This is a genomic window from Pseudomonas sp. NBB, from assembly GCF_032701105.1.
Taxonomy (GTDB): Bacteria; Pseudomonadota; Gammaproteobacteria; order Pseudomonadales; family Pseudomonadaceae; genus Aquipseudomonas; species Aquipseudomonas asiatica.
This window is the reverse complement of record NZ_CP103994.1, coordinates 4,584,343-4,608,150: the sequence shown is the minus strand read 5'-3', so window position 1 is coordinate 4,608,150 and position 23,808 is coordinate 4,584,343. Positions and strand designations below refer to the sequence as shown.

Annotated in this window: 19 protein-coding genes and 5 pseudogenes; 15 read left to right on the top strand and 9 right to left on the bottom strand. The window is 51.2% G+C overall.

What is annotated here, in order from left to right; all coding sequences use genetic code 11:
- Window positions 1-24 precede the first annotated feature (24 nt).
- Entirely contained in the window at window positions 25-1,359 is a 1,335-nt protein-coding gene (locus NY023_RS21385; RefSeq protein WP_013973875.1) for an MFS transporter, read from the top strand.
- 493 nt (window positions 1,360-1,852) lie between these two features.
- Window positions 1,853-3,118 (top strand): OprD family porin, encoded by a 1,266-nt coding sequence (locus NY023_RS21380; protein WP_013973874.1) that lies wholly within the window; start codon window positions 1,853-1,855, stop codon window positions 3,116-3,118.
- A gap of 288 nt (window positions 3,119-3,406) precedes the next feature.
- Here the strand turns inward: NY023_RS21380 and NY023_RS27820 are convergent, their stop codons facing one another.
- The 4 genes and pseudogenes from NY023_RS27820 to NY023_RS21365 form a co-directional block, all read right to left on the bottom strand.
- Complete coding sequence (locus tag NY023_RS27820) at window positions 3,407-3,514, bottom strand: hypothetical protein (RefSeq protein ID WP_410479893.1); 108 nt, start codon at window positions 3,512-3,514, stop codon at window positions 3,407-3,409.
- 236 nt (window positions 3,515-3,750) lie between these two features.
- A pseudogene (gene istB, locus NY023_RS21375) lies at window positions 3,751-4,541 on the bottom strand (IS21-like element helper ATPase IstB).
- Between the two features lie 3 nt (window positions 4,542-4,544).
- Window positions 4,545-4,876: pseudogene (locus NY023_RS21370) on the bottom strand (IS21 family transposase); the annotation flags it as partial.
- Between the two features lie 26 nt (window positions 4,877-4,902).
- A pseudogene (locus NY023_RS21365) lies at window positions 4,903-5,427 on the bottom strand (IS66 family transposase); the annotation flags it as partial.
- 84 nt (window positions 5,428-5,511) lie between these two features.
- Between NY023_RS21365 and tnpB (NY023_RS21360) the strand changes: the two are divergent.
- Together tnpB (NY023_RS21360) and NY023_RS21355 are read left to right on the top strand one after the other, a co-directional pair.
- Window positions 5,512-5,871 carry an IS66 family insertion sequence element accessory protein TnpB gene (gene tnpB / locus NY023_RS21360; protein ID WP_009687920.1) on the top strand — a complete coding sequence of 120 codons (360 nt, stop codon included), beginning with the start codon at window positions 5,512-5,514 and terminating at the stop codon, window positions 5,869-5,871.
- Window positions 5,872-5,889: 18 nt separating this feature from the next.
- Window positions 5,890-7,422, top strand: a complete 1,533-nt coding sequence (locus tag NY023_RS21355; protein ID WP_013971142.1) for an IS66-like element ISPpu15 family transposase — start codon at window positions 5,890-5,892, stop codon at window positions 7,420-7,422.
- Window positions 7,423-7,467: 45 nt separating this feature from the next.
- Here the strand turns inward: NY023_RS21355 and tnpC are convergent.
- The 4 genes and pseudogenes from tnpC to istA all read right to left on the bottom strand — a co-directional run.
- Window positions 7,468-8,487 (bottom strand): annotated as a pseudogene (tnpC, locus tag NY023_RS21350) (IS66 family transposase); the annotation flags it as partial.
- A 63-nt stretch (window positions 8,488-8,550) separates the two neighbouring features.
- Window positions 8,551-8,886 carry an IS66 family insertion sequence element accessory protein TnpB gene (gene tnpB / locus NY023_RS21345; protein WP_003141461.1) on the bottom strand — a complete coding sequence of 112 codons (336 nt, stop codon included), beginning with the start codon at window positions 8,884-8,886 and terminating at the stop codon, window positions 8,551-8,553.
- Window positions 8,883-9,203, bottom strand: coding sequence for an IS66-like element accessory protein TnpA (gene tnpA / locus NY023_RS21340; protein ID WP_013973870.1), 321 nt, complete (start codon window positions 9,201-9,203; stop codon window positions 8,883-8,885). Before tnpA ends, tnpB (NY023_RS21345) begins: the two co-directional genes overlap by 4 nt.
- A 101-nt stretch (window positions 9,204-9,304) precedes the next feature.
- Window positions 9,305-10,421: pseudogene (istA, locus tag NY023_RS21335) on the bottom strand (IS21 family transposase); the annotation flags it as partial.
- 139 nt (window positions 10,422-10,560) lie between these two features.
- Between istA and NY023_RS21330 the strand changes: the two are divergent.
- Window positions 10,561-10,746 carry a hypothetical protein gene (locus NY023_RS21330; protein ID WP_196304911.1) on the top strand — a complete coding sequence of 62 codons (186 nt, stop codon included), beginning with the start codon at window positions 10,561-10,563 and terminating at the stop codon, window positions 10,744-10,746.
- Window positions 10,747-11,058: 312 nt separating this feature from the next.
- On the opposite strand, the gene NY023_RS21325 is transcribed toward NY023_RS21330, so the two are convergent.
- On the bottom strand, window positions 11,059-11,352 hold the full coding sequence (locus NY023_RS21325) for a hypothetical protein (protein WP_135846678.1): 294 nt from the start codon (window positions 11,350-11,352) through the stop codon (window positions 11,059-11,061).
- Here NY023_RS21325 and NY023_RS27815 point away from each other — a divergent pair.
- The 10 genes from NY023_RS27815 (at window position 11,233) to NY023_RS21280 (ending at window position 23,401) form a co-directional block, all read left to right on the top strand.
- Window positions 11,233-11,700 carry an FAD-dependent oxidoreductase gene (locus NY023_RS27815; RefSeq protein ID WP_327127016.1) on the top strand — a complete coding sequence of 156 codons (468 nt, stop codon included), beginning with the start codon at window positions 11,233-11,235 and terminating at the stop codon, window positions 11,698-11,700. The genes NY023_RS21325 and NY023_RS27815 overlap by 120 nt on opposite strands.
- Before the next feature lie 786 nt (window positions 11,701-12,486).
- Window positions 12,487-13,467: an XdhC family protein gene (locus tag NY023_RS21320; RefSeq protein WP_024087615.1), complete on the top strand. Its 981-nt coding sequence runs from the start codon at window positions 12,487-12,489 to the stop codon at window positions 13,465-13,467.
- Between the two features lie 85 nt (window positions 13,468-13,552).
- Complete coding sequence (locus tag NY023_RS21315; protein ID WP_230491484.1) at window positions 13,553-14,413, top strand: radical SAM protein; 861 nt, start codon at window positions 13,553-13,555, stop codon at window positions 14,411-14,413.
- 587 nt (window positions 14,414-15,000) lie between these two features.
- Entirely contained in the window at window positions 15,001-17,091 is a 2,091-nt protein-coding gene (locus NY023_RS21310; protein ID WP_080563816.1) for a methyl-accepting chemotaxis protein, read from the top strand.
- A gap of 547 nt (window positions 17,092-17,638) precedes the next feature.
- Window positions 17,639-18,820, top strand: coding sequence for a 6-hydroxy-3-succinoylpyridine 3-monooxygenase HspB (hspB, locus tag NY023_RS21305; protein ID WP_013973865.1), 1,182 nt, complete (start codon window positions 17,639-17,641; stop codon window positions 18,818-18,820).
- A gap of 220 nt (window positions 18,821-19,040) precedes the next feature.
- Window positions 19,041-19,958 (top strand): alpha/beta hydrolase, encoded by a 918-nt coding sequence (locus NY023_RS21300; RefSeq protein WP_046816067.1) that lies wholly within the window; start codon window positions 19,041-19,043, stop codon window positions 19,956-19,958.
- Between the two features lie 267 nt (window positions 19,959-20,225).
- Complete coding sequence (locus tag NY023_RS21295) at window positions 20,226-20,927, top strand: Asp/Glu racemase (RefSeq protein ID WP_135848050.1); 702 nt, start codon at window positions 20,226-20,228, stop codon at window positions 20,925-20,927.
- Window positions 20,927-21,694 (top strand): alpha/beta fold hydrolase, encoded by a 768-nt coding sequence (locus NY023_RS21290; protein WP_013973863.1) that lies wholly within the window; start codon window positions 20,927-20,929, stop codon window positions 21,692-21,694. Before NY023_RS21295 ends, NY023_RS21290 begins: the two co-directional genes overlap by 1 nt.
- A gap of 11 nt (window positions 21,695-21,705) precedes the next feature.
- On the top strand, window positions 21,706-22,737 hold the full coding sequence (locus NY023_RS21285; RefSeq protein WP_013973862.1) for a dioxygenase: 1,032 nt from the start codon (window positions 21,706-21,708) through the stop codon (window positions 22,735-22,737).
- 37 nt (window positions 22,738-22,774) lie between these two features.
- Complete coding sequence (locus NY023_RS21280; RefSeq protein ID WP_013973861.1) at window positions 22,775-23,401, top strand: isochorismatase family protein; 627 nt, start codon at window positions 22,775-22,777, stop codon at window positions 23,399-23,401.
- Window positions 23,402-23,808: the final 407 nt, after the last annotated feature.

The following is a 23,808-nucleotide window of genomic DNA, read 5'->3' as shown; positions in this document are numbered from 1 at the left end:
ACCAATAAGAAGCGGAGCAGCATCATGACTGTTACAACTACACTGAATAGCGGTGGGTCTGAGTTCGATTATAAACTCGGGAGTGTGTTACGGAAGCGCTCGATGATAGCGACCGGTCTTGGAAATTGTCTGGAGTGGTTTGATTGGACAATTTACGCGATTTTCGCGTCCTATATCGCAAAAGCTATGTTTGATCCTAGAGATCCCGCCTCAGCGCTATTAGGAACGTTGGCTATATTCGCTGTCGGGTTTATTTCACGGCCGCTAGGCGGGATTGTATTTGGCACCCTTTCGGATTCTCGAGGCCGCAAAGCGGTGCTCCTTATCTCGATGCTGCTTATGGGGATCGGCAGCCTTGTCATCGCAGTTGCACCATCGTATGCATCAATTGGGGGTGTTGCGTCGTTTATTATTTTATCTGCCAGATTGCTCCAGGGCTTTGCACACGGGGGTGAGGCTACAGCTTCTTACACCTACCTGGCTGAAATTGCACCTAAAGGGCGGCGTGGCTTATGGTCCAGTAGTATGTATTTTTTCGCTGGTATGGGTAGTCTCTTGGCTTCATTGGTAGGCGCTTTTCTTACTCACATTATATCCCCTGAAGATATGAGCATGTGGGGTTGGCGTATCCCCTTCTATTTAGGAGCTACGCTAACCGTAATTGTCCTTTTTTTACGAAGGAATATGATTGAAAGTGAAGTCCTAGAAGATTATGCCAAGAAGTCTGATCCTGTAAGCCCAGGGGCTGCCAGGGTGGTCGAGTGGTCAAATAAGAAGATACTCCAGCGTTCACTTGGAATTTTTTTCTATCAAGCGGGAGTGGGTATTCCGTTTTATATCTGGACAGGCTATGCAGTAGTCATTGCCATCACCCAGCGAGGTATGGATCCCGGTGACGCCTTCGTGGCTACAGTACTTGCCCAGGTGGTCTATATCGTCGGGGTGCCATTTTGGGGATATGTATCTGACCGCGTGGGACGTAAGCCAGTCACCCTGTTTTACTTCGTAGCTGTTGCGTTATTGACCTTCCCAGCGATGGCCATGATCACGAATCAGGGCTGGACGCTATTCGTTGCACAAGGCGGGATGTTGGCGCTTGTGGCTTGCATAGGGGGAACAATGCCAGCCACCATAACTGAGCAAATTCCCACTCGATATCGAGCACGTGTTATGGGGGGGGCATTGTCTATCGGGGTAGCGGTTTTCGGAGGTACTGCACCTTATCTAAACTCTTGGCTTTCTGGATCAGATCGCGGGTGGGTATTTAACATTTACGTAATCACAATAGTTCTGGTGGCTGCTGCTGTCGTCGCGACTTGGCGCGAAACTAAGGGTATTGATTTGCGGGACGTTAACTAATAGTGACTTGTGCTGAAATGACTTAAGTTGCTGTCCCGTACGAAAGGGTGATGAGTCAGGATGGGGCGGTGCACTCGGTCCTATCTTGCACTTATTTAAATATAAACAAGTTGCCTGGCAGTTTCTTTGACTAAGCTCTTTGTGTCGATTAATGATGGAGTCCAGTTTGCATAAGGGTTTCGCTATTCTCTATGAGGAAAGGGTGTGGTGCTTGGTGGCGTGTCTTGTTCTCTATTTCGGTTGTTAATAATTTAATGCTCTGAAATATTGAAGTTGTAGAGAAGTATCATGCGGTGTTTCGGCTTTTTATATGAATAAGCGTCTCCCACGCCAATTCACCTCAGCTCTCCTCAATTCGTTTGATATGGTCTTCGGGTGCGGTCGTAGCGGAGGCGTTGTTGAGTGAATGGAAGTGATTCGATGCTTGCATGATAATTAGCTGTTTAAACTTCTTTGCTCTGATTTGCTGCTGATAATTCTGGATAAAACAATAATGAAAACTTACTCCATGGCACTCGTAACATCTATCTGTACTCCGGGTTTGATTACAAGTCAGATTGCCAGCGCTGAACTAATAAAAGATAGCAAAGCTAGTGTCGAAGCGCGCAACTTTTACTTTAATCGTGATCTGCATGATACTATGGATGCACAGCAATCAAAACGCGAAGAATGGGCGCAGGGATTTATCCTCAAGGCGGAATCCGGATATACCTCTGGAGCCGTCGGCTTCGGTTTGGATGCTTATGCTGGTCTCGGTTTAAAACTTGACTCTTCAGACGAGCGGGCCGGCACTAATTTGCTGCCCAGTAAATTCGGAGACGATGGTCCTGGTGGATATTCAGAGACAACCGTCACGTTGAAAGCGAAAATTTCCAAAACAGCGGTAAAACTCGGCGGCTTGATGCCTCGGCTGCCGACCGTAACTGCAAATGACTCCCGCCTTTTACCTCAGAATTTCCTTGGGGGGCACGTTAACTCCCAGGAAATAGCGGGGCTAAATTTCGATGTGGGTCAAATTAGAAAGGTCAATCAACAGGACTCTAGCGACTTCCAGGACTTGAGTCTAAATTCTGTTGGGGGTAGGCGTAACTTCAAATTTGGTAGTAACGGCAATCAGGGGGAAGACTTCAGTTTTGGTGGTGTGTCTTACAAATGGCATAGTGGTCTCACAACTGCATACAACTATGGAGAGCTAGAAAAACTTTATAAACAGCATATTCTCAACATGACCTACGTACTTCCTATTGCCTCCAATCAGTCACTGAAGTCCGATCTTCGTTATGCATATTCGACTGATGACGGCGGGAGCAATGTTGATAATAGGGCTTTCGGTGCAATGCTTTCCTACTCGCTGAGCGGTCACATTCTTGGTTTGGGTTATCAAAGGATGAGTGGGGACACTGGCTACGCCTATCTCAATGGTGCAGGTGCTTTTTTGGTGAACTACGTTCAGATAGGTGACTTTGCAAGTAAAGATGAGTTTTCTTGGCAAGCGCGCTACGATTTCGATTTTGCCTCCGTTGGAGTACCGGGCCTGACATTTATGACTCGGTATATCAGAGGTACTAACATCGACCAAGGCACAGGGCTTGCTGAGGGGAAGGAGTGGGAACGGAATATGGATATAGTTTATGTTGTCCAGCAAGGGCCTTTGAAGAACCTCATGTTGAAATGGCGCAACGCTACAGTACGTAACAACTTCGCAAATGACTTTGACGAAAATCGTTTGATTCTAAGTTACACTGTGTCTCTTTACTGATGATCTGACATATGGAGCAATCGGAGTTACAATGCGGGCAGTAAGATTGAAGCGTTAATGAATGTGGCCGCCATGTCAATAAGTCCGCAGGTGGTATGACCGGAGGAGTGAGCGCGTCGTATGAAGGATCACGCGACGCAGTCGCTTATCGATCAAATCCGGACGGGTGTACGGGTACTACCCGATTTGTTCTGTGGGCTTAAACTGCATATGCACGTGTCTTACGTCAGTATAGGGATGAATACCGTCCTGACCTAATTCACACCCCAACCCGGATATTTTCTACCCCTAAATGGAGCTGCGACATTGTCTTTGATCGGGTCGTATGATCCATACATGGCCCCTGTCGATCTCAGTGGCCGCACGCGTGGCCGATTCGAGGCTCGAGGTAAAGATCGTCGCATCCAGACCAAAATCGGCATCATTGGCCTATAGGCAATAGCCTCCTCTAGGGAGCATACACTGTAGGCGGTGATTGAAAGCTGACCCACACTGCCGATTGAAAAATGACCCGGGGCGGATTGCTGATTTTTGCCCCAACAATTGTGGATAAGCTTAGCAGTCGTGTTCCGCTTGAAGGCTGATCAAGCCCAACCGCATGTAGGCATGCAGCAGGGTATTTATGGTGCCGGTCAGAACGGTGCGTCGTCCTCGATATCCTCTGCATTCTTGCGCTTTCGTTCACGCGATTTGAACTTTGTCTGGTCTGCCAAGGTGCTGTGTTGCAGGCGGTAGGGCTCGTTGCGCGTTTGGACGATGTAGCAGTGGTGTGTAAGCTGGTCCAGTAACGCTGTGGTCATCTTGGCGTCAGCCAACACACTCGACCATTCCGAGAAATTGAGTTGGTGGTGATGACCACGCTGGTGTGTTCGTACAGCTTGGAAAGCAGGTGAAATAACAATGCGCCACCATTTTGGCTGAAGGCAAGTACCCAAGCTCATCGAGTATCATCAGGTTTGTGCGAAGTAGCTTCTGGGCGATTCGGCCTGCCTTACCATCTTACTTTTGACGCTCCAGCAGATTGACCAGAACCACCGTGGAGAAGAACCCTACTCGTTCTTATGCGTCGTTTTTCCTGACACAACCAAGGCACTGGTCAGGTGTCTTTTCCTTGTTCAAGGCCGGCCGATGAAGACCACATTTTTACGCTGGCTCCCTAACCTTCTGGTAGGATAACTCCTTGACCAGAAAGACAATCATCCCTAGAAACGCTGAAGTCAAAGTTAGCTAAATCAAGGTACATGGGAAGCTTTGGCACGTTCATCTGATGATTCACAGAGCGCACGGCGCGATCTGCCTGCTCCTGTTGGAGTAGATACTCAAGCAGCCATTTCGAGGATGCCGTCGAAGCTTCTCCCTTCGCCGCCAACTCTTCCCAAGCTTGAGCTATGCCACGTAGACGCAGTTCTTTAAGTTCTGCCATCAATCACGCATTGCGGCTCTCCTCATCTGTTGTACGGAATTGGTCAGATCGGGCCGTGTTGGCAACGGGACTCACCCTGAGTTGCAGGCTGGTTTCTACGGAAGGCGGCTGTGCAGTAGCGGTGAGCCGGACGAGAACATTTAAGATGTGATCGGCGCTCAGACTTCCCGAGTCAAGCACCAGTTCTACGCTACTAGCACCGGATCAAGACCGGCGATGGGCGCGGCAGTGTGCACCTGCGTCATGATTCGTTCACCGTTGCTATGAAGTCTCAGGTCCCGTTTTAAAAGCCGCAACGGCTGGGGCAGATAGGTAAACGGTGCGCCATTGGTAAGCGTCCGCCCAACTCACCTTGCGTAAGTCAGGCCGGTACCCACTGATGCGGCAACAGTTGCCCGATCTCACTGGCTCGCTGTGTTGGCAACCGCGTCAGCACATCTTTGAGATAGGCATACGGATCATGCCCATTCATGCGCGCCGACTGGATCAAACTCATGATCGCCGCCGCCCGTTTGCCGCTGCGCAGCGACCCGGCAAATAACCAGTTCGAGCGCCCGAGTGCCCATGGCCGTATCTGGTTCTCGACCTGGTTGTTGTCGATAGGCACAGCTCCATCGTCCAGATAGCGCGTCAGCGCTACCCAGCGTTTCAGGCTGTAATCGAGGGCTTTGGCCGTGGCTGATCCGTTGGGCACCAAGTCGCGCTGGGCTAGCATCCAGTCATGCAATGTTTTGCTGATCGGTACTGCCATTTCCTGACGTATTCGCCAACGGTCTTCGTTGCTCATGTCCCGAGCCTGGCGTTCAACCTCGTACAAACCGCCAATTGAGTGCAGCGCCTGTTCGGCCAGCTGGCTTTTGTTCGCCACGTGCAGATCGAAAAACTGTAAGGGATCCATCATCCCCACATTCCAACCGTCCACCTGATTCCCGATGCTGTGCTCCCGATTTCTTTCTGGAGCCAGCCCGCCATGATGCGCCCCGACAGCAAAGTCGAAAAAGTCTACCTCTACCCCAAGCCCGTGGACTTTCGAAAGTCCATCGACGGCCTCACTGCCCTGGTCGAACTGGACATCAAGGTCGCCGTGTTCGACCCGGTACTTTTCGTCTTCCTCAATAAAGCCCGTAACCGCATCAAGGTGTTGTATTGGGAGCGCAACGGCTTCTGCCTTTGGCTCAAGCGCCTCGAAGCCGAGCGTTTCAAAACTTCACCCGACGCGACCGACGAAGCTATCGTACTGACCGTCCAGGAACTGAATTGGCTACTCGACGGTTTCGATCTCTGGCGCAACCGTCCGCATCAGGTTTTGACTCCTCGTTTCGTCGCCTGACCGGGTATAATCCGGGCCATGATTTCAGTGCCCGATAACCTTCCTGACGACCCTGCCGCGCTCAAACTACTGCTTGCGCAGTTGTTGGCCGAGCGCACGGTCGACAAAGGTCAGATCGTCGACCTTAAAGAACAGGTCAAGCTGCTGCGTGACCGATTATTCAATCGCAAGTCCGAGCAAACCGTCGAGTCCAACACGCCCCAACTGGCGTTGTTCAATGAACCCGAAAGTCAGTGGGTACCTACCGCTGATGATGCCGACGAAGAAGTTGTTGCGCCAAGCAAGCAGCGCGGCAAACGCAAGCCACTGTCGGCTGACCTGCCACGCATTGAAGTCATTCATGACTTGCCCGAGCACGAACTGACTTGCGCCTGTGGTTGCCGCAAACACGTGGTTGGCGAGCAAACCAGCGAACAACTCGACATCGTGCCGATGCAGATCCGTGTGCTTAAACACGTACGCAAAATCTATGGCTGCCGTGGCTGCGAAACCGCGCCGGTCACCGCTGACAAGCCGGCCCAATTGATTGAAAAGAGCATGGCCAGTCCCAGCGTGCTGGCGATGTTGCTAACCACCAAGTACGTCGATGGCCTGCCGCTGCACCGCTTCGAAACGGTGCTGAACCGACATGGTATCGAGATCCCCCGGCAAACCCTGGCCCGCTGGGTCATCCAGTGCAGCGAACACTTTCAGCCACTGCTGAACCTGATGCGTGACCGCCTGCTGGAAAGCCCGGTGATCCATTGCGATGAAACTCGCGTGCAGGTGCTCAAAGAGCCGGATCGTGATCCGACCAGTCAATCCTGGATGTGGGTGCAGGCCAGTGGCCCGCCTGATCGACAAGTCGTGCTGTTCGATTACACCACCAGCCGCGCGCAGGAGGTGCCGCTGCGCCTGCTGGAGGGCTATCGCGGTTACGTGATGACCGATGATTACGCCGGTTACAACGCGTTGGCGCTACAGCCGGGCGTTGAACGACTGGCGTGCATGGCGCATGTCCGGCGTAAATTCGTCGAAGCGCAGAAGGTGCAGCCTAAGGGCAAGACCGGTCGCGCCGATGTTGCGCTGACGATGATCAACAAACTGTATGGCATCGAACGCGACCTCAAGGATGCCAGCGATGAACAGCGATTCATCGGTCGTCAGGAACGAAGCCTGCCGATCCTTGAGCAGTTGAAAAGTTGGCTCGACAAGACGCACTCACAGGTGACACCGCAAAGCGTACTGGGCAAGGCGGTGCTTTACCTGGCAAACAACTGGAACCGCTTGGAGCGGTATGTCGAGGCGGGCCACCTGCCGATCGACAACAACCTGGCAGAGCGGGCCATAAAGCCGTTTGTGATCGGGCGCAAAGCTTGGCTGTTCAGTGACACGCCCAAGGGAGCCACGGCTAGCGCGCAGATCTACAGCTTGGTCGAAACCGCCAAGGTCAACGGCCAAGAGCCCTATACGTGGCTGCGCCACGTCCTGGAGCGACTGCCGCACGCCTCATCGGTAGCAGCCTACGAAGCGCTGCTGCCATGGAACTGTTCGCCAGAGATGCCACGGTAACCTTGGCTTCCACCTTGTGGTAGGTGGGGTTTATGGATCGGTTACGAAAAACTTGCGACGGGCGTGAGCCATGCAGCCGATTTCAGTGATGCCTTGTTCAAAACCGGCCTTGTATCCTGCGAAGTCGTCGCAGACCAGCTTGCCGTTCCAGTCGCCCAGGAAGTTGCGTGCATGTTCTCCGGCACGGCTTGGGCTGAAGTCGTAAACCACCGCTTTGAGTGCCGAAAACGGCGTGGTGCTGTAGGCCCAGACATAGGCCCGGTGGGTTTTCTTCTCGCCTGGTGCAAGCATTTGCACCGGTGTTTCATCGGCGTGGATCACGTCCTGGTTCAGCACGGCTTCACGCAGTGCATCGACCAGTGGCTGAAGCCGCACGCCAGTTTGTCCGACCCACTGCGCCAGGGTCGAGCGGGCAATTGGCAGCCCGGCGCGGCCAAAGATTTTTTCCTGTCTGTACAGCGGCAAGTGATCGGCAAACTTGGCCACCATCACGTGGGCCAACAAACCTGCGGTCGGGATGCCTTTATCAATAACCTGGGCTGGTACCGGCGCCTGGATCAGGGTTTCGCACTGACGGCAGGCCCATTTTCCCCGCACATGTTGCTCGACGGTAAACAGGCCCGGCGTGTAATCCAGCTTCTCGCTGACGTCTTCGCCGATGCGTTGAAGTTGGCAGCCACAGGCGCACTGAGTATTTTCAGGCTCGTGGCGAATCACCGTGCGCGGGAACTGCGGCGGCAATGGCGAACGTTTCGGGGATTGCCGTGGCTCGGCTTGTGGCGAAGCTGGAAGGAGTTGTTTCAGCTCGGCCTCGATAGCTTCAAGGTCGGTGTCGAGCAGGTCATCCAGCAAGCTGCCTTGCGCCGGACTGATTTGCTCGCTGCGCTTGGCAAACTTGTGGCGTTTGAGCAGAGCGATCTCGTAAGTGAGCTGCTCGATGATGGTTTCATTGTTGTGGATTTTCCTGCTCATCGCCTCGACCTGGGATTGTAACTGCAACGCCTGTGCCGCCAAGGCACGAAGCTGTTCCGGGGGCATCTGGTCGAGGTTGGGCGAGGAAGTCATGCCGCCGATTGTGCCAGAGCAGGCGCGATGCGACGACAAGTAGACCGGCCAAATGGCCGACGTTTACAGCATGCTGATCACACCGCCTGTGCCGACGCGCTGCCACGGCAGGCCCAGCACCAAGGCCTGGAGTTGTTCGCTGTCGAGTTCGACCTCGCAGCCATGGCGAATGCCGGGCCAGTGGAACTTGCCTTGGTTCAGTCGACGCGCGGCAAGCCAGATGCCCACGCCATCGTGTACCAGCACTTTCATTCGGTTAGCCCGGCGATTGGCGAACAGGTAAGCGCAGTGCGGCTTCGCCGCACCGAACACCGCAATCACCCGGGCTAATGCGGTTTCGGTGCCGGCGCGCATGTCCATCGGCTCGGTGGCCAGCCAGATCGCATCGATGCGGATCATCGAGCGACAGCCCGGATAAATTGCGCGCAGCCCTCGGGATCCGAGGTTGGCCATTTCACCGTGATCATTTGGCCGGTCATGGGCAATTCAATTGTCACTGACGTTTCGGTGGGCCGTTTAGGTGCAGCCTTCAGCGGGACAAATGCCGGCAGCGAAGGTGTTGCGGGCAGATCTCGATAGAGCGGCAGCCACTTGCGGATAACATTGGCGTTGATGCCGTGGCTGATGGCGACACTGGACACGGTTGCACCAGGTTGCAGGCATTCCTGAACGACCTGGGCTTTGAACGGTTTCGGGTAAGAGCTTCGTTGGCGCATGGAAATCCTGGCGATAAGGGTGATCGCGTCCGCTTAAAAATACGCGGACACCATCGCCCTTATCGTTGGGATTCTGAAGGTGTGTTCGCTGGCCGCTTACCGCCATTGCGCAGTGCACCCGGCTGCGCTCGATGAGTGGGATGTAATGCTGCCAGTCAAAACTGACCTGATCTCGATCAAAGAGACGCTCGTGGCTGGCGATCATCATGTCATCGGCGATGACCACGATCCGGGATGTGTAAAGACGGCTGCTCACTCACTGGCCGACTTGCTCACAAGACACCGAGTGGCGATTTCGTGCGACACTGATGAGGCAGGTGCTGGAGACCCTCACGGTGCGCTCTACGAAGCCATCAAAGGCGGTCGGCATCGGCATCATTTCGACGCGCTCCAGCTCCAAAACTTCCGCCACCGTCAGCCCGTTGTAATGCGGATGCAGCAGCTCTTTCTAGGGCGCACGACAGCGTGGGCCGAGCCAGGCACTCAGTTCCTCAAAGGTGTGGAGCATGCAGTTTTGAGTGTCAAGCCAAATGCGCCGGCGACCGTCTTAAACGTTATTTTCGACAATGCCCTTTTCCCATCCAGAGACTACGTTGCAGAAATCCGGATCGAACAGGTAGTGCGCGGGTATCCCGGAAAACCGAGCATTGACTATGCGGACCTTGCCTTTATAGACGTCATCGACAACCGTTTTCAGGTTGTCGTAGATGCCGCGACGCGGCACGCCACCTAACGCTCCGAACGAGCGTATATGGGCATCGACCAGCATCTCGTGACCTTGGCGGGTACGCAACCAACCGCAATGCGCGATTGGCGCACAGCTTCATGTGGGAGACCTGGTTTCTTTGAAACAGACCACCGATCAGCAGCCCTTCTTCGCTCCAGTCAAATTGAAAGGCTTCACCGAGCGCAAACGTCAGCGGTGCTAATAGCTCGTAAAGACTTGCCTTGCTCACCTCGCCAAGAGCTTACAAACGCCGTGAGCTGCCTATAGCAGCCTTCATAACCCTCGGTGTTGACCTGCTCAAAAAGTGCTTTCGCACTTCTGCGATTGTGCTTTGCTCCGAACGAATCGACTGTCAGCATCTGTTCCAACGTGTCGTGGAAAGGGCTGAGGTTGTTGAAGGTCGAGCACCGCTGGTACGCTGGCCGAGTAGCTTCGGGCGCTTTGATCCATTTTCGGATAGTGTTTCTCGACAACCCGGTACGCTTGGCTATCTAGTGCAGCGAGAGCCCGCCGCGGAAGTACATCCGCCGGGTTTTTTCCAACATTTCCCATGCTGATCACCCCGTATTCTCATACACGGAAAGTGAGCAGGAGCAGTTGAACACCTGGGTCAGTTTTCAGTCGGCAGAAATGCCTTTACTGGGTCAGTTCTCGCTCAGCGGCAACAGCGAAGGCGAAGCGGTGCGCCTGGCACGCGGCTCGGCTACGGCCATTGGTGAAATCGAGGAGTTCTGCGAGGCCCATGGGATATACGCTCACTTCCGACGGGCTGGCTGGTCGTCAACGGCTACCAGCGATGCCCTGCGGGGTGCATGAAGGACGTTTTGCAGACCTGCCAGCGACTCGGCGAAGCCCTGTCCATGCCCTTGTCCAACCGCGAAATCGCCCGTCGCACTCGCCAATGCATCTGGAAGGCGTGTTGGAAATCAGTAATGCCACCGCGCGCCCGGCGCGGTTGGTACGCGGGCTACGCCGTGTGGCGCTGGAGCATGGTGCAAAGATTTCGCGAACACGCCTTAATTGGTCTGGAGCGTGGCGAGCCTGCCGTGCTGCAGGTAACAAGAGGACAGCTCACAACTTAGAACGTCGTGCTGGAGAACAACGTGTTGGCGGCGGCGATCCCCTGCGCTACGCCGCACCGTCTTGCCAGTAACTGGAACGATAATCGATATCGCGCCTATTCCCGAAAGTTTGGAAGCGATTGGCTGGATAGGCGAGGAGGCCATTACCGATTCGCAACTGATGGTCGATTACTACCGCACCACCCAGGACGGGTGAATTGCGTTCGGTAAAGGCACCCGGATGATCGGCTACGGCAGCCGGATATATGCTAGCTACGACGATAATATTCAACTCAGCCAAGACATCAAACAGGATTTTCGACGTCCTTATACGCATCTCAGTAACGTGACGATCACTCATTCGTGGTGCGGTCCCGTCGATCGAACGTTCGATAGCCTTCCGGTGGTTGGTCACCTGAAGGGAGCGACGAACATAGAGTACGGCATTGGTTGGAGCGGCAATGGCGTGGGGCCGAGCCGTCTGGGCGGACGCATTCTCGCCAGCCTGGCGCTAGGGCTGGAGGTGAGTGAGGCCACTGCGGATTGGTCGGTCGTAAACCGAAACTGTTTCCACCCTGCCGGCGGATTGATGGTGCGCAATGCAGCGCAAGGAGGCGGCAGAAGCGGACAGTCGCAGCCTCGTTCGACTGGACCCTGCGGTCGCTGGCCTGGAGTCGGCGGGGCTGGAAGACAAGAATCGTTAGAATAAAGAAAGGGTCATGCTGCAACCGATTGTATTAGCGAGTACCGCCGATTTGGTCCTTCCTGTCGCTGGCCCGGTAAGTGACCATCGACAAACCTGTGATGAGCACCGACACCCATGCTGGAGAGGGGCCAGTCGGCCTGCAGGCCGGTATCTGGGAGTGATCGCCTAAGCGCTGGCTTTGCAAGGTGCTGGCGCGTGAGTTTAGTCATTTTATTGCCAGTCATTGCATTTTCATCCGGGCGGAGGCCAGCCATTGAACGTCACGTGGGTGACGCATTGTTGTTTCCTGTGAACTGTCACGGCGTCTGGGATATCCGCGAAACCGTGCGCAAGAGTTTCGTGATCATGCCCTAAATCTGGTGACTGCCGTTGCGAGTAGAGTTTGAGCAGTGACGATCTCCCCGGGGGGGATCCAGTGCAGCGCCCGTTATGGTTCCTGTAATTTAGCAGAATCGGTGTACCGGTGATGCCGATATCATCTAGCTTGAGTGTTTAAGATGAGTGCGTCTGTGCATAAAAGGATAAGTAGCAGTTAATTGGCGCGCAGAGTCAATGTAAATGACATCTATTGTCAATTCGAGATTCTCATGGTCTGTCATAGTGGTTATCAGCATATTTATCATCCTATTGCGTGCGTTATCTGGTCGAGGTGGTGGCAGCTGTGTTGCCGCGTTGCGAGCGTCGTTGCCGTTTCATGTTGCTTAAATATTTGATTGTTAGCACATGTCTTCCCGCGGAGAGGTAGGGTGGGTATCGAACTGGTAATTTAGTAAGATGGGGCGCAGAGCTATGCAGCATATTGATCTACAGGTTATTGAGCATGCGTTAGCTTGGTCTCTTGCGGGGGAGGTTGTGTGGCTGTGCACTGTCTTGGGTACTTTTGGCTCGTCACCGCGCGAACCCGGATCGATGTTAGTCGCGCGGCGAGATGGCGGGCATATTGGTTCCTTGTCGGGTGGTTGTGTCGAAGAGGATTTTATCGAGCGACTTCAAGCTGGTGAGTTTAATCATCCAACAACTATTCTGCGCTATGGTGACTCTTCAGGACCACAAGGTCCACGGATATCACTGCCATGTGGCGGCATCCTCAAAGTTTTGGTGGAGCGTTTTTCGGCTGTCCCTGAAAGTTGGTCTCAAATGGAGTGTTTACTTGCAACTTTGCGAGGGCAGCTCCGCGTGACTCGCCACGTTGATTTGCGCGACGGTAAAGTACACTTGAGTGAGGATGTTGGTTTGGGTCCTCGCGTGATTGAGGGGCCGGATGGTATGTCTCTGCAGATCCGATTCGGTCCATCTATTCGTCTTATAATTGCCGGTATCTCGCCTGTTTCTGTGGTCTGCGCAGACTTTGCGCGTACTCTAGGTTTTGAGGTTATAGTCTGTGATCCGCGAGAGGAGGCTCACATAGGTTTCAACGTGTCTGGCATTGAGGTTCGCAAACAACTGCCCTCACAATTCATTGCTGCCAACGGTTGTCATCAAGCCACAGCCGTCGTGGCATTAACCCACGACCCCCGTATTGACGACCTTGCCATTATCGAAGCGGTACGTACGCCAGCATTTTATATCGGTGTTATGGGATCTGTACGCACTTCAGCAGTCCGAGCTCAGCGACTGCGACGCTCTGGGGGGTTGAGTGAGGCGGATATCGCCCGCTTGCATATGCCTATTGGTTTGGCGCTGGGTAGCAAGACCCCTGCTGAAATTGCGTTGGCTGCGATGGCCGATATTATTCGCGTATACCGGGCACGGCCGCGCGATGAGCTCTGAGGCTTCCTATCGGATTGTAGATATACGAGGCAGGCGATTTCGCAGCCTCCAGCTAAGTTCGATCAGTGCCTGCAATTGCGCGCGCTTGCGTTCTGAAAACGGTGCTCTGCCGCTTGAAAAATTTTTGACAGCAGTGGAGTACCTTAAGCAGGTTCATGACCTACGTACCTTGCGTCTCGCTGGGGGTAAGCCTTCGATCAGTCCGCTGTTTGATCGCTTGGAAGTGGCACTCGGGTCTCTTGACTTTGAGGGCGTGTCACTGACCAATAATGATCAATTACTGTCTCGTAAGGTTGGCATGTTGCGCGACGCCGCAATTAAGCGCATCAACGTCTCGCTGGAGACCCTCAATCCACGAGACTTTCGTCGTATCGCCCGTGGAGGGGATTTGAGTGAGGTGCTCAGTGGCATCGAAAAGGCACTCGGCGCTGGACTGCAGTTAAAGATTAACATTGTCCCCATGCGTGGACATAACTACGAGCAAATTCTGCTTGACTTCTGCCTCGCCCTGGGAGCTGGGCTACGTTTTATCGAGCTAATACGGATGGGGCATCTAGCGAGCGATTGCGAGTCCTTTTCGCAGCAATTCATTGGTATGCAAAAGATCCTTGCTCTTGTATCGCAGAGGCATTTCTTCGCACCATTAGCAGGTACGACGGATGCCACTACGCAGCGTTCCGAGATCCCTGGTCGAGGTTGCTTTGGCATAATCGCAAATGAGAGCGCTCCGTTCTGCGTCAGTTGCACTTGCCTACGACTTACCTCAACAGGCTGGCTTTATAGATGCCTTTCGTTTAGTCGCAGCCGTTATTTTTGCAGCCTACTGGATCTACCCAAGAATGAGGCGTTGACGGCGATTAGAGAGTCATCTAAACGTGCCTTGGCGGATAAGCAGAGGCAGGAGCTTACTGGCGATGTTCTGTTGATGAAATTAATCGGTGGTTGATCGACATAGCGACAGAAGGAATCTTGCGGGACCGGTTTGTGGTGTAACTTACTCTAGTTTAAGTCTTTTCAACCGCTCGCGACAACACGCGCACTGCAAACGAGCGAAAGTTATAATGTGCATTGTTTCTATCAACGGCAACGTCGTATTCAATACAGCAGGCCCCGTCAGTTCTTAGCGATTAAAACGTATCTGAATCACAATGATTTGAATGACCAATTTTTACAGGCGTTTGCTATAGATAAACAGTTGATGGCGTCGGAACTTCTCGCTTCTGGTCTCCTTCACAAGTGGTTATTTCAAAGCTTTAGACTTGGATGGTTGGTGCTTCGATTGCGGTTCTATTGCTCTGTAGAGTCTATCGTAAGAATGGATTGCCTATTTATTTTAATGGGTTCATCTACATTGCTAGAGAGGTTACTCCTTGTTCTTCGGTGTCGACAAAAAAATTCCGTATCCGATAGGTAATGATTTGTAGAAGAAGTGATCGGCTAACATAAGCGATGGCTACCATAAAGGTGCGGGGGTGAAGGGTGATAAAGTTTAGATCAGTTCAGACTTTTTTTGTCGCTCAGTCGGGAGTGGCAATGGTGTTAATTATAGCAACCTTGTTAGGCTTAAGTTTTTTGTTTGGCAAAACCAATACCGAGGAGATTAAAAAGGCTACAAACATTTTGGCTGCGGACAAGGCTCAGGCGGAACTCACCAATCTTGCAAAATCCAAAGCGACCGAAATAAGCGCCAAACTTAAATCATCACTACAAGTGGCAAAAGATCTCGCCGTAACTAACTCTTTGCTAGGAAAGAAAAATCCCTCAGGCGATCCTCTTGCAACCTTATCTAGGGAGCATCTTTCCAACTTGATTAAAGAGATGCTGATTGCGAACTCGGACCTGTCAAGTGTCTACCTTGCTTGGGAACCTGGAGCATTTGACAATGAAGATGCGCTTTATTCAGGCGAAGTATCAAATGGTTACGATGGCTCAGGTAGATTTCTAACCACTTGGTACCGTGACGCCAAACAACAGGTGAAAATTATGGCCGCCCCCTCTGTTGATAGTCGCACCAAGACGGGGACTGGGGATCGGGAAGGTGAATATTATCTTTGCGCTAAAGAAAGAAAGTTGCCATGTGTTACTGATCCAGCTGTATATGACATGGGGTCAGGTAAAAAAGAATTACTTTCCTCTTTTACGGTTCCGATTATCATAGATAATGCTTTCTTTGGTGTGGCGGGAGTCGACGTACCGTTATCGTTTATTCAGCGTCTGTTGGTTGAAAGCAATAGTGCTCTTTATAAGGGCGTAGGAACCATGACCTTGCTGTCAGCAAACAATCGTATTGTGGCAAGCACAGCTAATGAGGAAGAAATGGGGAAGCTCGCCTCTAATATTCTTTCTCCAGATGATATCTCTTTATTACAAACTGCTAAAAACCAATTTGTACGTTACGAGGTTGATGAAAAAGCTGGGGTTGTCAAGTTGTCTATGCCCTTAGAGGTCACTGATTCGGGATTATCTTGGACGTTATTTGTGAAAATTCCGCTTGAAGTTGTCATGAAGCAGGCGTGGGATTTGCAGCAGGAACTGGTGAGTAATAGCGTGCGGGATCTTCGAGCAATGGCGTCGATTAGTACATTTGTCGCAGTGGCAGGCGTTTGCCTGTTGTGGTTCATCAGCTTAGGAGTTGGGCGCCCGCTTAAGCAAGCAGCAAATCGACTTTCAGATATCGCTGATGGTGAGGGGGACCTGACACGCTCTCTGAACATTGATCGTCGTGATGAACTAGGTGCAATCGGTGCTGGATTCAATAATTTCTTAGTCAAGCTTAGGCTTTTGATAGGTCAAGTTGCTTCGCTTACTGCGGATATCGCTGATACTGCGAACACTATGCGCGCAAACTCTGACGTAACTGTGACCAAAGTAGAAAAGCAACTGGAAGCAGTCGAGCTTATCGCGGCGGCGGCCCAGGAAATGGCTGCTACTGCTCACGAAGTATCTCAAAGTGCAGGTAGGGCCGCCGATGCAGCAAACAATGCTGACCAATCTGTAAGGTCAGGTCAGGCTGTTGTGTTAGCAAGCGCTCTAGCTACGCAAAAGCTTCAAGAGGATCTGGTTCATGCTTCTGACATGGTCCAAGCACTGGCTGCGGGAAGTTCTGAGATCAACAAAATACTCCACAGTATTCAGACTATAGCAGGGCAAACAAACTTGTTGGCGTTAAATGCTGCAATCGAAGCAGCTCGGGCCGGAGAGCAAGGTCGGGGTTTTGCTGTCGTTGCGGACGAAGTTAGAAGTCTTGCAATGAAGACTCAAAGTTCTACGTTGGAAATCAACGCTATGGTTGAGAAGCTAAATATAGGTATTCGAGAGGTTGTAGTGGCTATGGAGCATAGCGGTAGTCGAATGAATGAGAGCATTCGCCACTCCGACGATACGACTACGGCGTTAAGTAGTATAGCGGTTGCTGTATCGCTTATTAATGATATGAATTTACAAATCGCTAGTGCGGCTGAAGAACAAAGTATGGTCGCTGAAGATATTAGCAGGAACATTGAGAGTATTAATAGTGCTGCTGCAGAGGTGGCGCGAGAGGCGCAGAACAGTGCCTCTGTGAGTGCGGGGCTTACCAAGCTGAGTACTCAGCAAAGGCTATTAATAAAGCAGTTTAAATATTAAGTGGCGTTGGGCAGTAACGATGGTGGTGTGTTGCCGATTTATCTATTCGATACGAGATCGAAGCCCTAAGGGCGTGCAAACGAAACCGCCAGTCGAAACTGGGAGGGTGATAGGTGCATTAGACGTTCTTCAAAATCTTGCAGGTATAAGTGGGTGGCCAGCACCCCCTAGGTGATTATTTGCTACATCCGGGACCGTCGTGTGACCGGCGTCACTGCGATTACTCTTCTTGTCGCTGATCAAGAGCGTGTCACGTCGGTTGCCTTCATAGCTTCGCCAGAGGCGCTCGACGCGAGGCCTAGCAAGGTGGGTTTGAAGTCGCGCTACCGCTCCATCTTTCGGTCAAGGCTGCGCCCGGATCGGCGCGCTGGTCATGCCGTGAGGTAAGGCGGTGAGCGCACCGATGACTACATCAGTTTTGAGTTGACAACTATATGTACAGCCATATAATTGTTTTTGTATCGTCTGGAGCCCAAGGTGTCGGCGCCCTTAAGTGCCCACGCCTAAGCGCATAACAAGGCATTCGCCCAAAAAATGAGGAAGCACAATGAGCATGAAACAGCGCGTAATTATCGTAGGAGGGGGGCCGGTAGGGCTGCTGACTGCCTTGGGCCTAGCAAAGGCGGGGACAAATGTGGTGGTGCTGGAAGCTGAGAGCCAACCCAGCGATAGTCCGCGCGCGCTCGTTTATCATTTTCCGGTACTGCCACACCTGAAGCGGTTGGGCGTGCTTGATGACTGCGTCGCGGCTGGTTTAATGAGGCAGAATTTTGCATGGCGCGTTCACTCTACCAGTGAAATGATCTTCTGGGACCTCAGTTGTCTTGAGGGCGATGTTGAATTGCCTTACGCGCTGCATTTGGGTCAGGACAAGCTTTCCAGGATACTAATCGAGCATCTCAAAGCCTTGCCGAATGTTGAAGTGCGATACTCATCGCCAGTCGTTGATTGCGAAGTGGGCCCGCGGTCTGTTCGGGTAGTTCTTGGGGGCGAGTCGCCGGGCGTGATTGTCGAAGGGGATTGGTTAATCGGAGCTGATGGCGCTAATAGCTTCGTGCGTCGAGAGGTTTTGAATCAAAATTTCTTTGGCATAACTTGGCCGCAACGATATGTAGCTACAAATACCAGGTTCGACTTTGACAAGCTTGGTTTTGGAAAAACTACTATGCAAGTGGACGACGTGTATGGATCTGTAATATGCAATATCGATGCTGATTCTCTATGGCGGGTCACTTTCATGGAAGATCCGAACTTGCCTATGGAAGGCATTCGTGGGCGCATCGATCAAGTGTTTAAAGAGTTGTTGCCGACGAACGATCCATACGAAGTAGTCGCCTTCTCACCATATAGAATGCACCAGCGCGTTACGGATAGAATGCGCAATGGTCGTGTGATCCTTATAGGTGATGCTGCACACGTAACCAACCCAACTGGAGGGCTTGGTTTGACGGGGGGCATGTTCGACGCCTTTGCACTAACATCGGTGTTGAATCAGGTCATACACGACGGTCGTAGTGAAGACATTCTCGACGTGTTCGAAGCCGACCGCCGACGGAAATTTATTGAACTGGTATCACCTAGAGCAAGCGACAATTTGCGTAATTTATATCATCAGAAGCCTGGTGAAGGAAAAAATGACTGGGTAAACAACACTAGAAGCATTTCAAAGGATATAGATAGGATGCGCGATGCTTTACGTTTTCCAGAGACTATGGAAACCTTTCTGTAGACGGCTGATTAGTTGGTGGGATTCTGATTGCTATAGTTCAATAATAAAATTTTGCGAGCCTGTCATCTGTTGATGAAGCAAGGTTTTCAATGGTTGTTTAGTGGTCTGTTTTATTAATTGTTCTATACGTTATTGGGTCCCGCCCAACAGGCGTGAGTAAGTGTCACTCTGGTATCCGGTCGGCACGGACAACGTCTTCTTGCTCAGTGGTGGTGGCAATATGTACTACAAACTTACCGATTTTGGCGGAAAGTTTCTGACTAGTCCTCCGCACTTTAGTGCGGGTAAAAGCTATCCAGGTGTAAGCGCCTATGTTCAATGGTTTATGCCTGCTAATCCCCTGCCAGTATCGGTGACATTTATACATGGTGGTGGAGGGCAGGGTTCAGAGTTTTTAACTACTCCAGATGGGCGTCCAGGATGGGTTCATAATTTCCTGCAAGCAGGTTTTCCAGTATTTATATTAGATAGGCCTGGTCATGGACGAAATAGTTGGAACAGTGAGATTTTAGGGGCTCACGTACCGCATCCAGACTATGAAACGCTTTATCCAAGGTTCGTAGAGCCCAAAATCAAGAATCTCTGGCCGGAGTCGAGGCATCATGATCAGTGGCCGGATCATGAGCCAATCGCTGGAGACAGATTCATGGCAAGCCAAGGAGTAATGGCAACAACGCTGGCCGCAGCTCAAAAGCATGTAGAAGCGATTGCACCTCAGTTGTTTGAAGTAACTGGAGACACGATTTTAGTCTCGCACTCGGCAGGTGGGCCATGTGGCTGGGCATTGGCAGCAATAGGGGGGGCGAGGGTAAAAGCTGTAGTCGCGGTCGAGCCGTTAGGCTATCCGGGCCTTCAACACTCACTAGGAGATTTTGAAAATGGTTTATGTGCAGTTGAATTCTCTGGCTCGCATGATCCTTATGAGCGTCCAGTCGCATTGGTGACCGGGCATGCTAGTTGGATGCGAGAAGCAAATTTGAAAGCCGCAAAGTATTTACAAGACCAAAATTACGACGTCACTCATTTTCTCCTTGAGGATTACGGGGTTTTAGGTAATGGGCATATGATGATGTCTGAGAAAAATAGTAGCGATATCGCAGCAATTATAATTGATTGGGTCAATGAGTCGGTTTTTTGAGTTATATAACTGCGTGGTATATGTGAGTGCTGGTAGGGCCACACTCATAAGACCTTTATGTTCGTGGTCAAGGTGATTCTATCCATGCATAGGATGGATTATCTAGGAGGGCTGCGGCGGGCGGTAGTCTGGTACAAATGGCTTTGGAAGGTAAATAAATAATTCAAATCTTGGTTTATGCGCGGTACTGAATATTAACTTCGTCTAAAGGTGGAAGCTATGAAGGTTGTACGCGTTGGTCAAATTGTCCCAAGCTCTAATATCACTATGGAAACGGAGATCCCGGCGCTGCTTAAGGCGCGGGAGCTGGTAGCTCCTGAGCGATTCACTTTCCATTCATCTCGTATGCGTATGAAACATGTAACGAAGGAGGAACTAGCTCGAATGGATGGCGACAGTGATCGTTGTGCACTCGAACTATCAGACGCTCGCGTCGACGTGATGGGATACGCTTGCCTGGTCGCGATTATGTCCATGGGGCATGGTTATCACCGAGTATCGGCGGAGCGCTTACGAAATGTGACCGAGAATAATGATGCAGCAACACCAATTATTACCTCGGCGGGGGCGCTTATAGATGGCATCCGTGCTCTTGGTGCGAAGCGCGTGGCTGTGGTTACTCCTTACATGAAACCGTTAACAGAATTGGTAGTTGATTACATTCGACATGAAGGTATCGAAGTAGGTGACTATCGAGCACTAGAAATCTCGGATAATCTTGCGGTTGCGGCCCATGATCCAATGAATTTGCCTGGAATAATTGCGAGCATGCGCACGGACGACGTTGATGCAATTGTTATTTCTGCATGTGTCCAGATGCCATCATTAAATGCCATCACAATGGTTGAGGCGCAAACCAGAAAGCCAGTTATTTCAGCCGCAGTTGCTACTACTTGGGCGATGTTAACTGCATTAGATCTCCCTACACGAGTTCCTGGTGGTGGAACTCTTCTTTCAGGTGCCTACTAATGAAAGGGTACAACGTTTATGCAAATGGCATTCGTCAGCACATCATTCATTTTCCGGGAACGGGTTCACCGCTGCTGTTAATCCCAGGTATCACCTCTCCTGCAGTAACATGGGGGTTTGTGGCCGAGCGTCTTGCCAAATATTTTGATGTCCACGTGGTAGACGTTCGAGGCAGAGGTTTGAGTGAATCGGGTGATTTAGATTACTCATTGGACGCAATGGCTGATGATTTAGTTGCGTTAGCCCAGCGGATGGAAGGAGTGGTAGTTTTAGGACATTCAATGGGTGCGCGAATTGCCATTCGAGCAGCTAGGAAAGATTCTCAGGTGTTTTCTCGATTGATCTTAGTTGATCCACCTGTTTCTGGCCCAGGTAGACGTCCTTATCCTGCAAAGTGGTCATGGTATGCGGAGTCCATTCGTTTAGCACAAAGAGGCTGTACGGCGATGGAAATGCGGTCTTACTGCCCGACTTGGACGGACGAACAGATCGAGCTCCGGGCTGAGTGGCTACATACCTGCCAGTACACAGCGGTCAAAACCGCATTCGATGGCTTCCACACAGATGATATTCATACCGACTTGGCGCAATTGACGCTTCCTATTCAACTCGTTGTAGCTGGTGGAGCAGAAGTTATTCAGCCTGATGATATCGCGGAGATTATTAGTTTAGCTCCTCAAACTACGACGTATGTTGTTGAAGAAGCTGGGCACATGATTCCGTGGGATAATTTAGAAGGCTTCATAACTGCAGTCAGCAATCGATAGAGAGGCGCGATATGGACCATGTGAGTTTTACCGAGATATGCCTACGTCAGTTGAAAATGTCAGGTGTACATGAAGGGGAGCGACTGATCGTTCTAACCCAGGGGCATGAACGTCTAGCGTACGCCGACGCATTTATGGCCGCAGGCCAGCGACTTGGAGCCGAGATGTATCATATGAGGCTACCTTCGCCATTGCCTTCTAATGGCTGGGCTGTCGGGGTTACGGGACTTGCCGATTTACCCGGTGCTGTGGAGGCGCTTAAGAACTGCGACATGTTGATTGACTGCGTATTCCTTTTGTTTTCTGCTGAACAGTTTGAAATCCAAGCGGCAGGTACGCGTATTTTAACTGCGGTGGAACCTCCTGAGCTTCTGGCCCGTATGCTGCCATTTCCAGAGCTGCGAGAGAAAGTTTCTATTGCAGCGGAGTTAGTTGAAAACGCTAAGGATATGCGGATCACATCCCCGCATGGGACAGATATTACATACAAGCTGAATACCTATCCTACTATAGCAGAGTACGCTTGTACAGATACACCAGGTCGTTGGGATCATTGGCCTTCGGGGTTTGTATTCACTGGCGGTGACGATGACGGTGTGGATGGAACCATAGTTGTCGCCCCAGGTGATGTTCTTTTACCGCAAAATCTCATGGTTAGGGAGCCAATAACTTACACTATAGAAAAAGGTTGGATAGTCGATATTCGCGGCGGTCTTGAAGCTCAGATCGTTAATTCCTATATGGACTCATTTAATGATCCCCGTGGTAAAGGAATGAGTCATGTAGGCTGGGGAATGAATCCACATGCTAAATGGCACAACTTTGTTCCGGGGCAATTTACAGGTGGAATGGGAATGGAGCTCAGAAGTTTTTACGGCAATGTAATGTTTTCAACCGGTCCAAACAATGAGCTTGGCGGATCGAATGATACCGCCTGTCATCTTGATATTCCAATGCGTAACTGTTCATTGTTCCTTGATGATACGCCAGTGGTCATTGATGGCGACATTGTTGTTAAAGAAATTCAGCTAGTGCAAAGGTAGACGTGCTGCTAAATTGTGCGGACGCAAGGAGTATTATATGTCACAAAAAGAAGTATATGACGCTGCAGGTTTCGGTAATCCGGTGTCTAGAGGCGTGCACCCAGCTATCATTGTTGTTGATTTTTCGTATGGATTTACTGATCTTCAATATCCAACTGCCTCTGATGCCTCACTCCAGATGTCCCGCACAAAAGAAATTTGTGACTTGGCAAGGGCATTAGAATTTCCGGTGATATTTACCACAATCGCATATCATCCAGGGGAGATTCCGATGCTTCCGTGGTTGGAGAAATCTTCTGGTATGGCTGCATTGCTCTATGGGTCCCGATTAGTTGAAATAGATATGGCAACAGGTATTCAGCCAAACGATGTAGTTGTTGTAAAAAAAGGAGCCTCGTCTTTTTTTGGGTCGACGTTATCCAGCCTGCTGGCAGGGACAAATACTGATACAGTTGTGGTGACAGGTGCAACGACCTCGGGTTGCGTCCGCGCTACTGTTGTAGACGCTGTACAATCCGGGTTCAAAGTGCTTGTGCCAGCGGACTGCTGTGCGGATCGTGCGAAAGGGCCACATGAAGCGAGTCTGTACGACATACAGCAAAAGTATGGTGATGTAACCGATTCCGACGACATTTTAAAATGGCTGCGATCGGTTGCGGGCTAGTCGATTTATTAATTGTAGTCCTTAATTTGGTGCGTCTCGGCACATATAATGGGCGCCGAACGCACATTTCTACTTTTTAAGTACGCATGTAATTTCAGATGCTTCGCTGAGTCAATTATTTAAGTCATAGTGTTATCGCGATTTCTGTTTTATTTGTCTCGATGACGCAGTTTTTGATTCTGTATTCGGTTGAGAATTTTGGTGATCTGTCCGTGAGTTAATTGAATTTTAGGTTTGGTGTGTGATGGATAGAGTACTTTGCAAATAAGTGTGGCAAGTAAGGCTTATATGCGTGTTCGGGGGGTATTTAATCTCATCGCTTTCAGGGCTGATCCATAATTAGACGATCCTAATTTCTTGTCGCGGGTTCATTGAGCAGCCGACTCCCTAGTCTTCTATATCGTTGG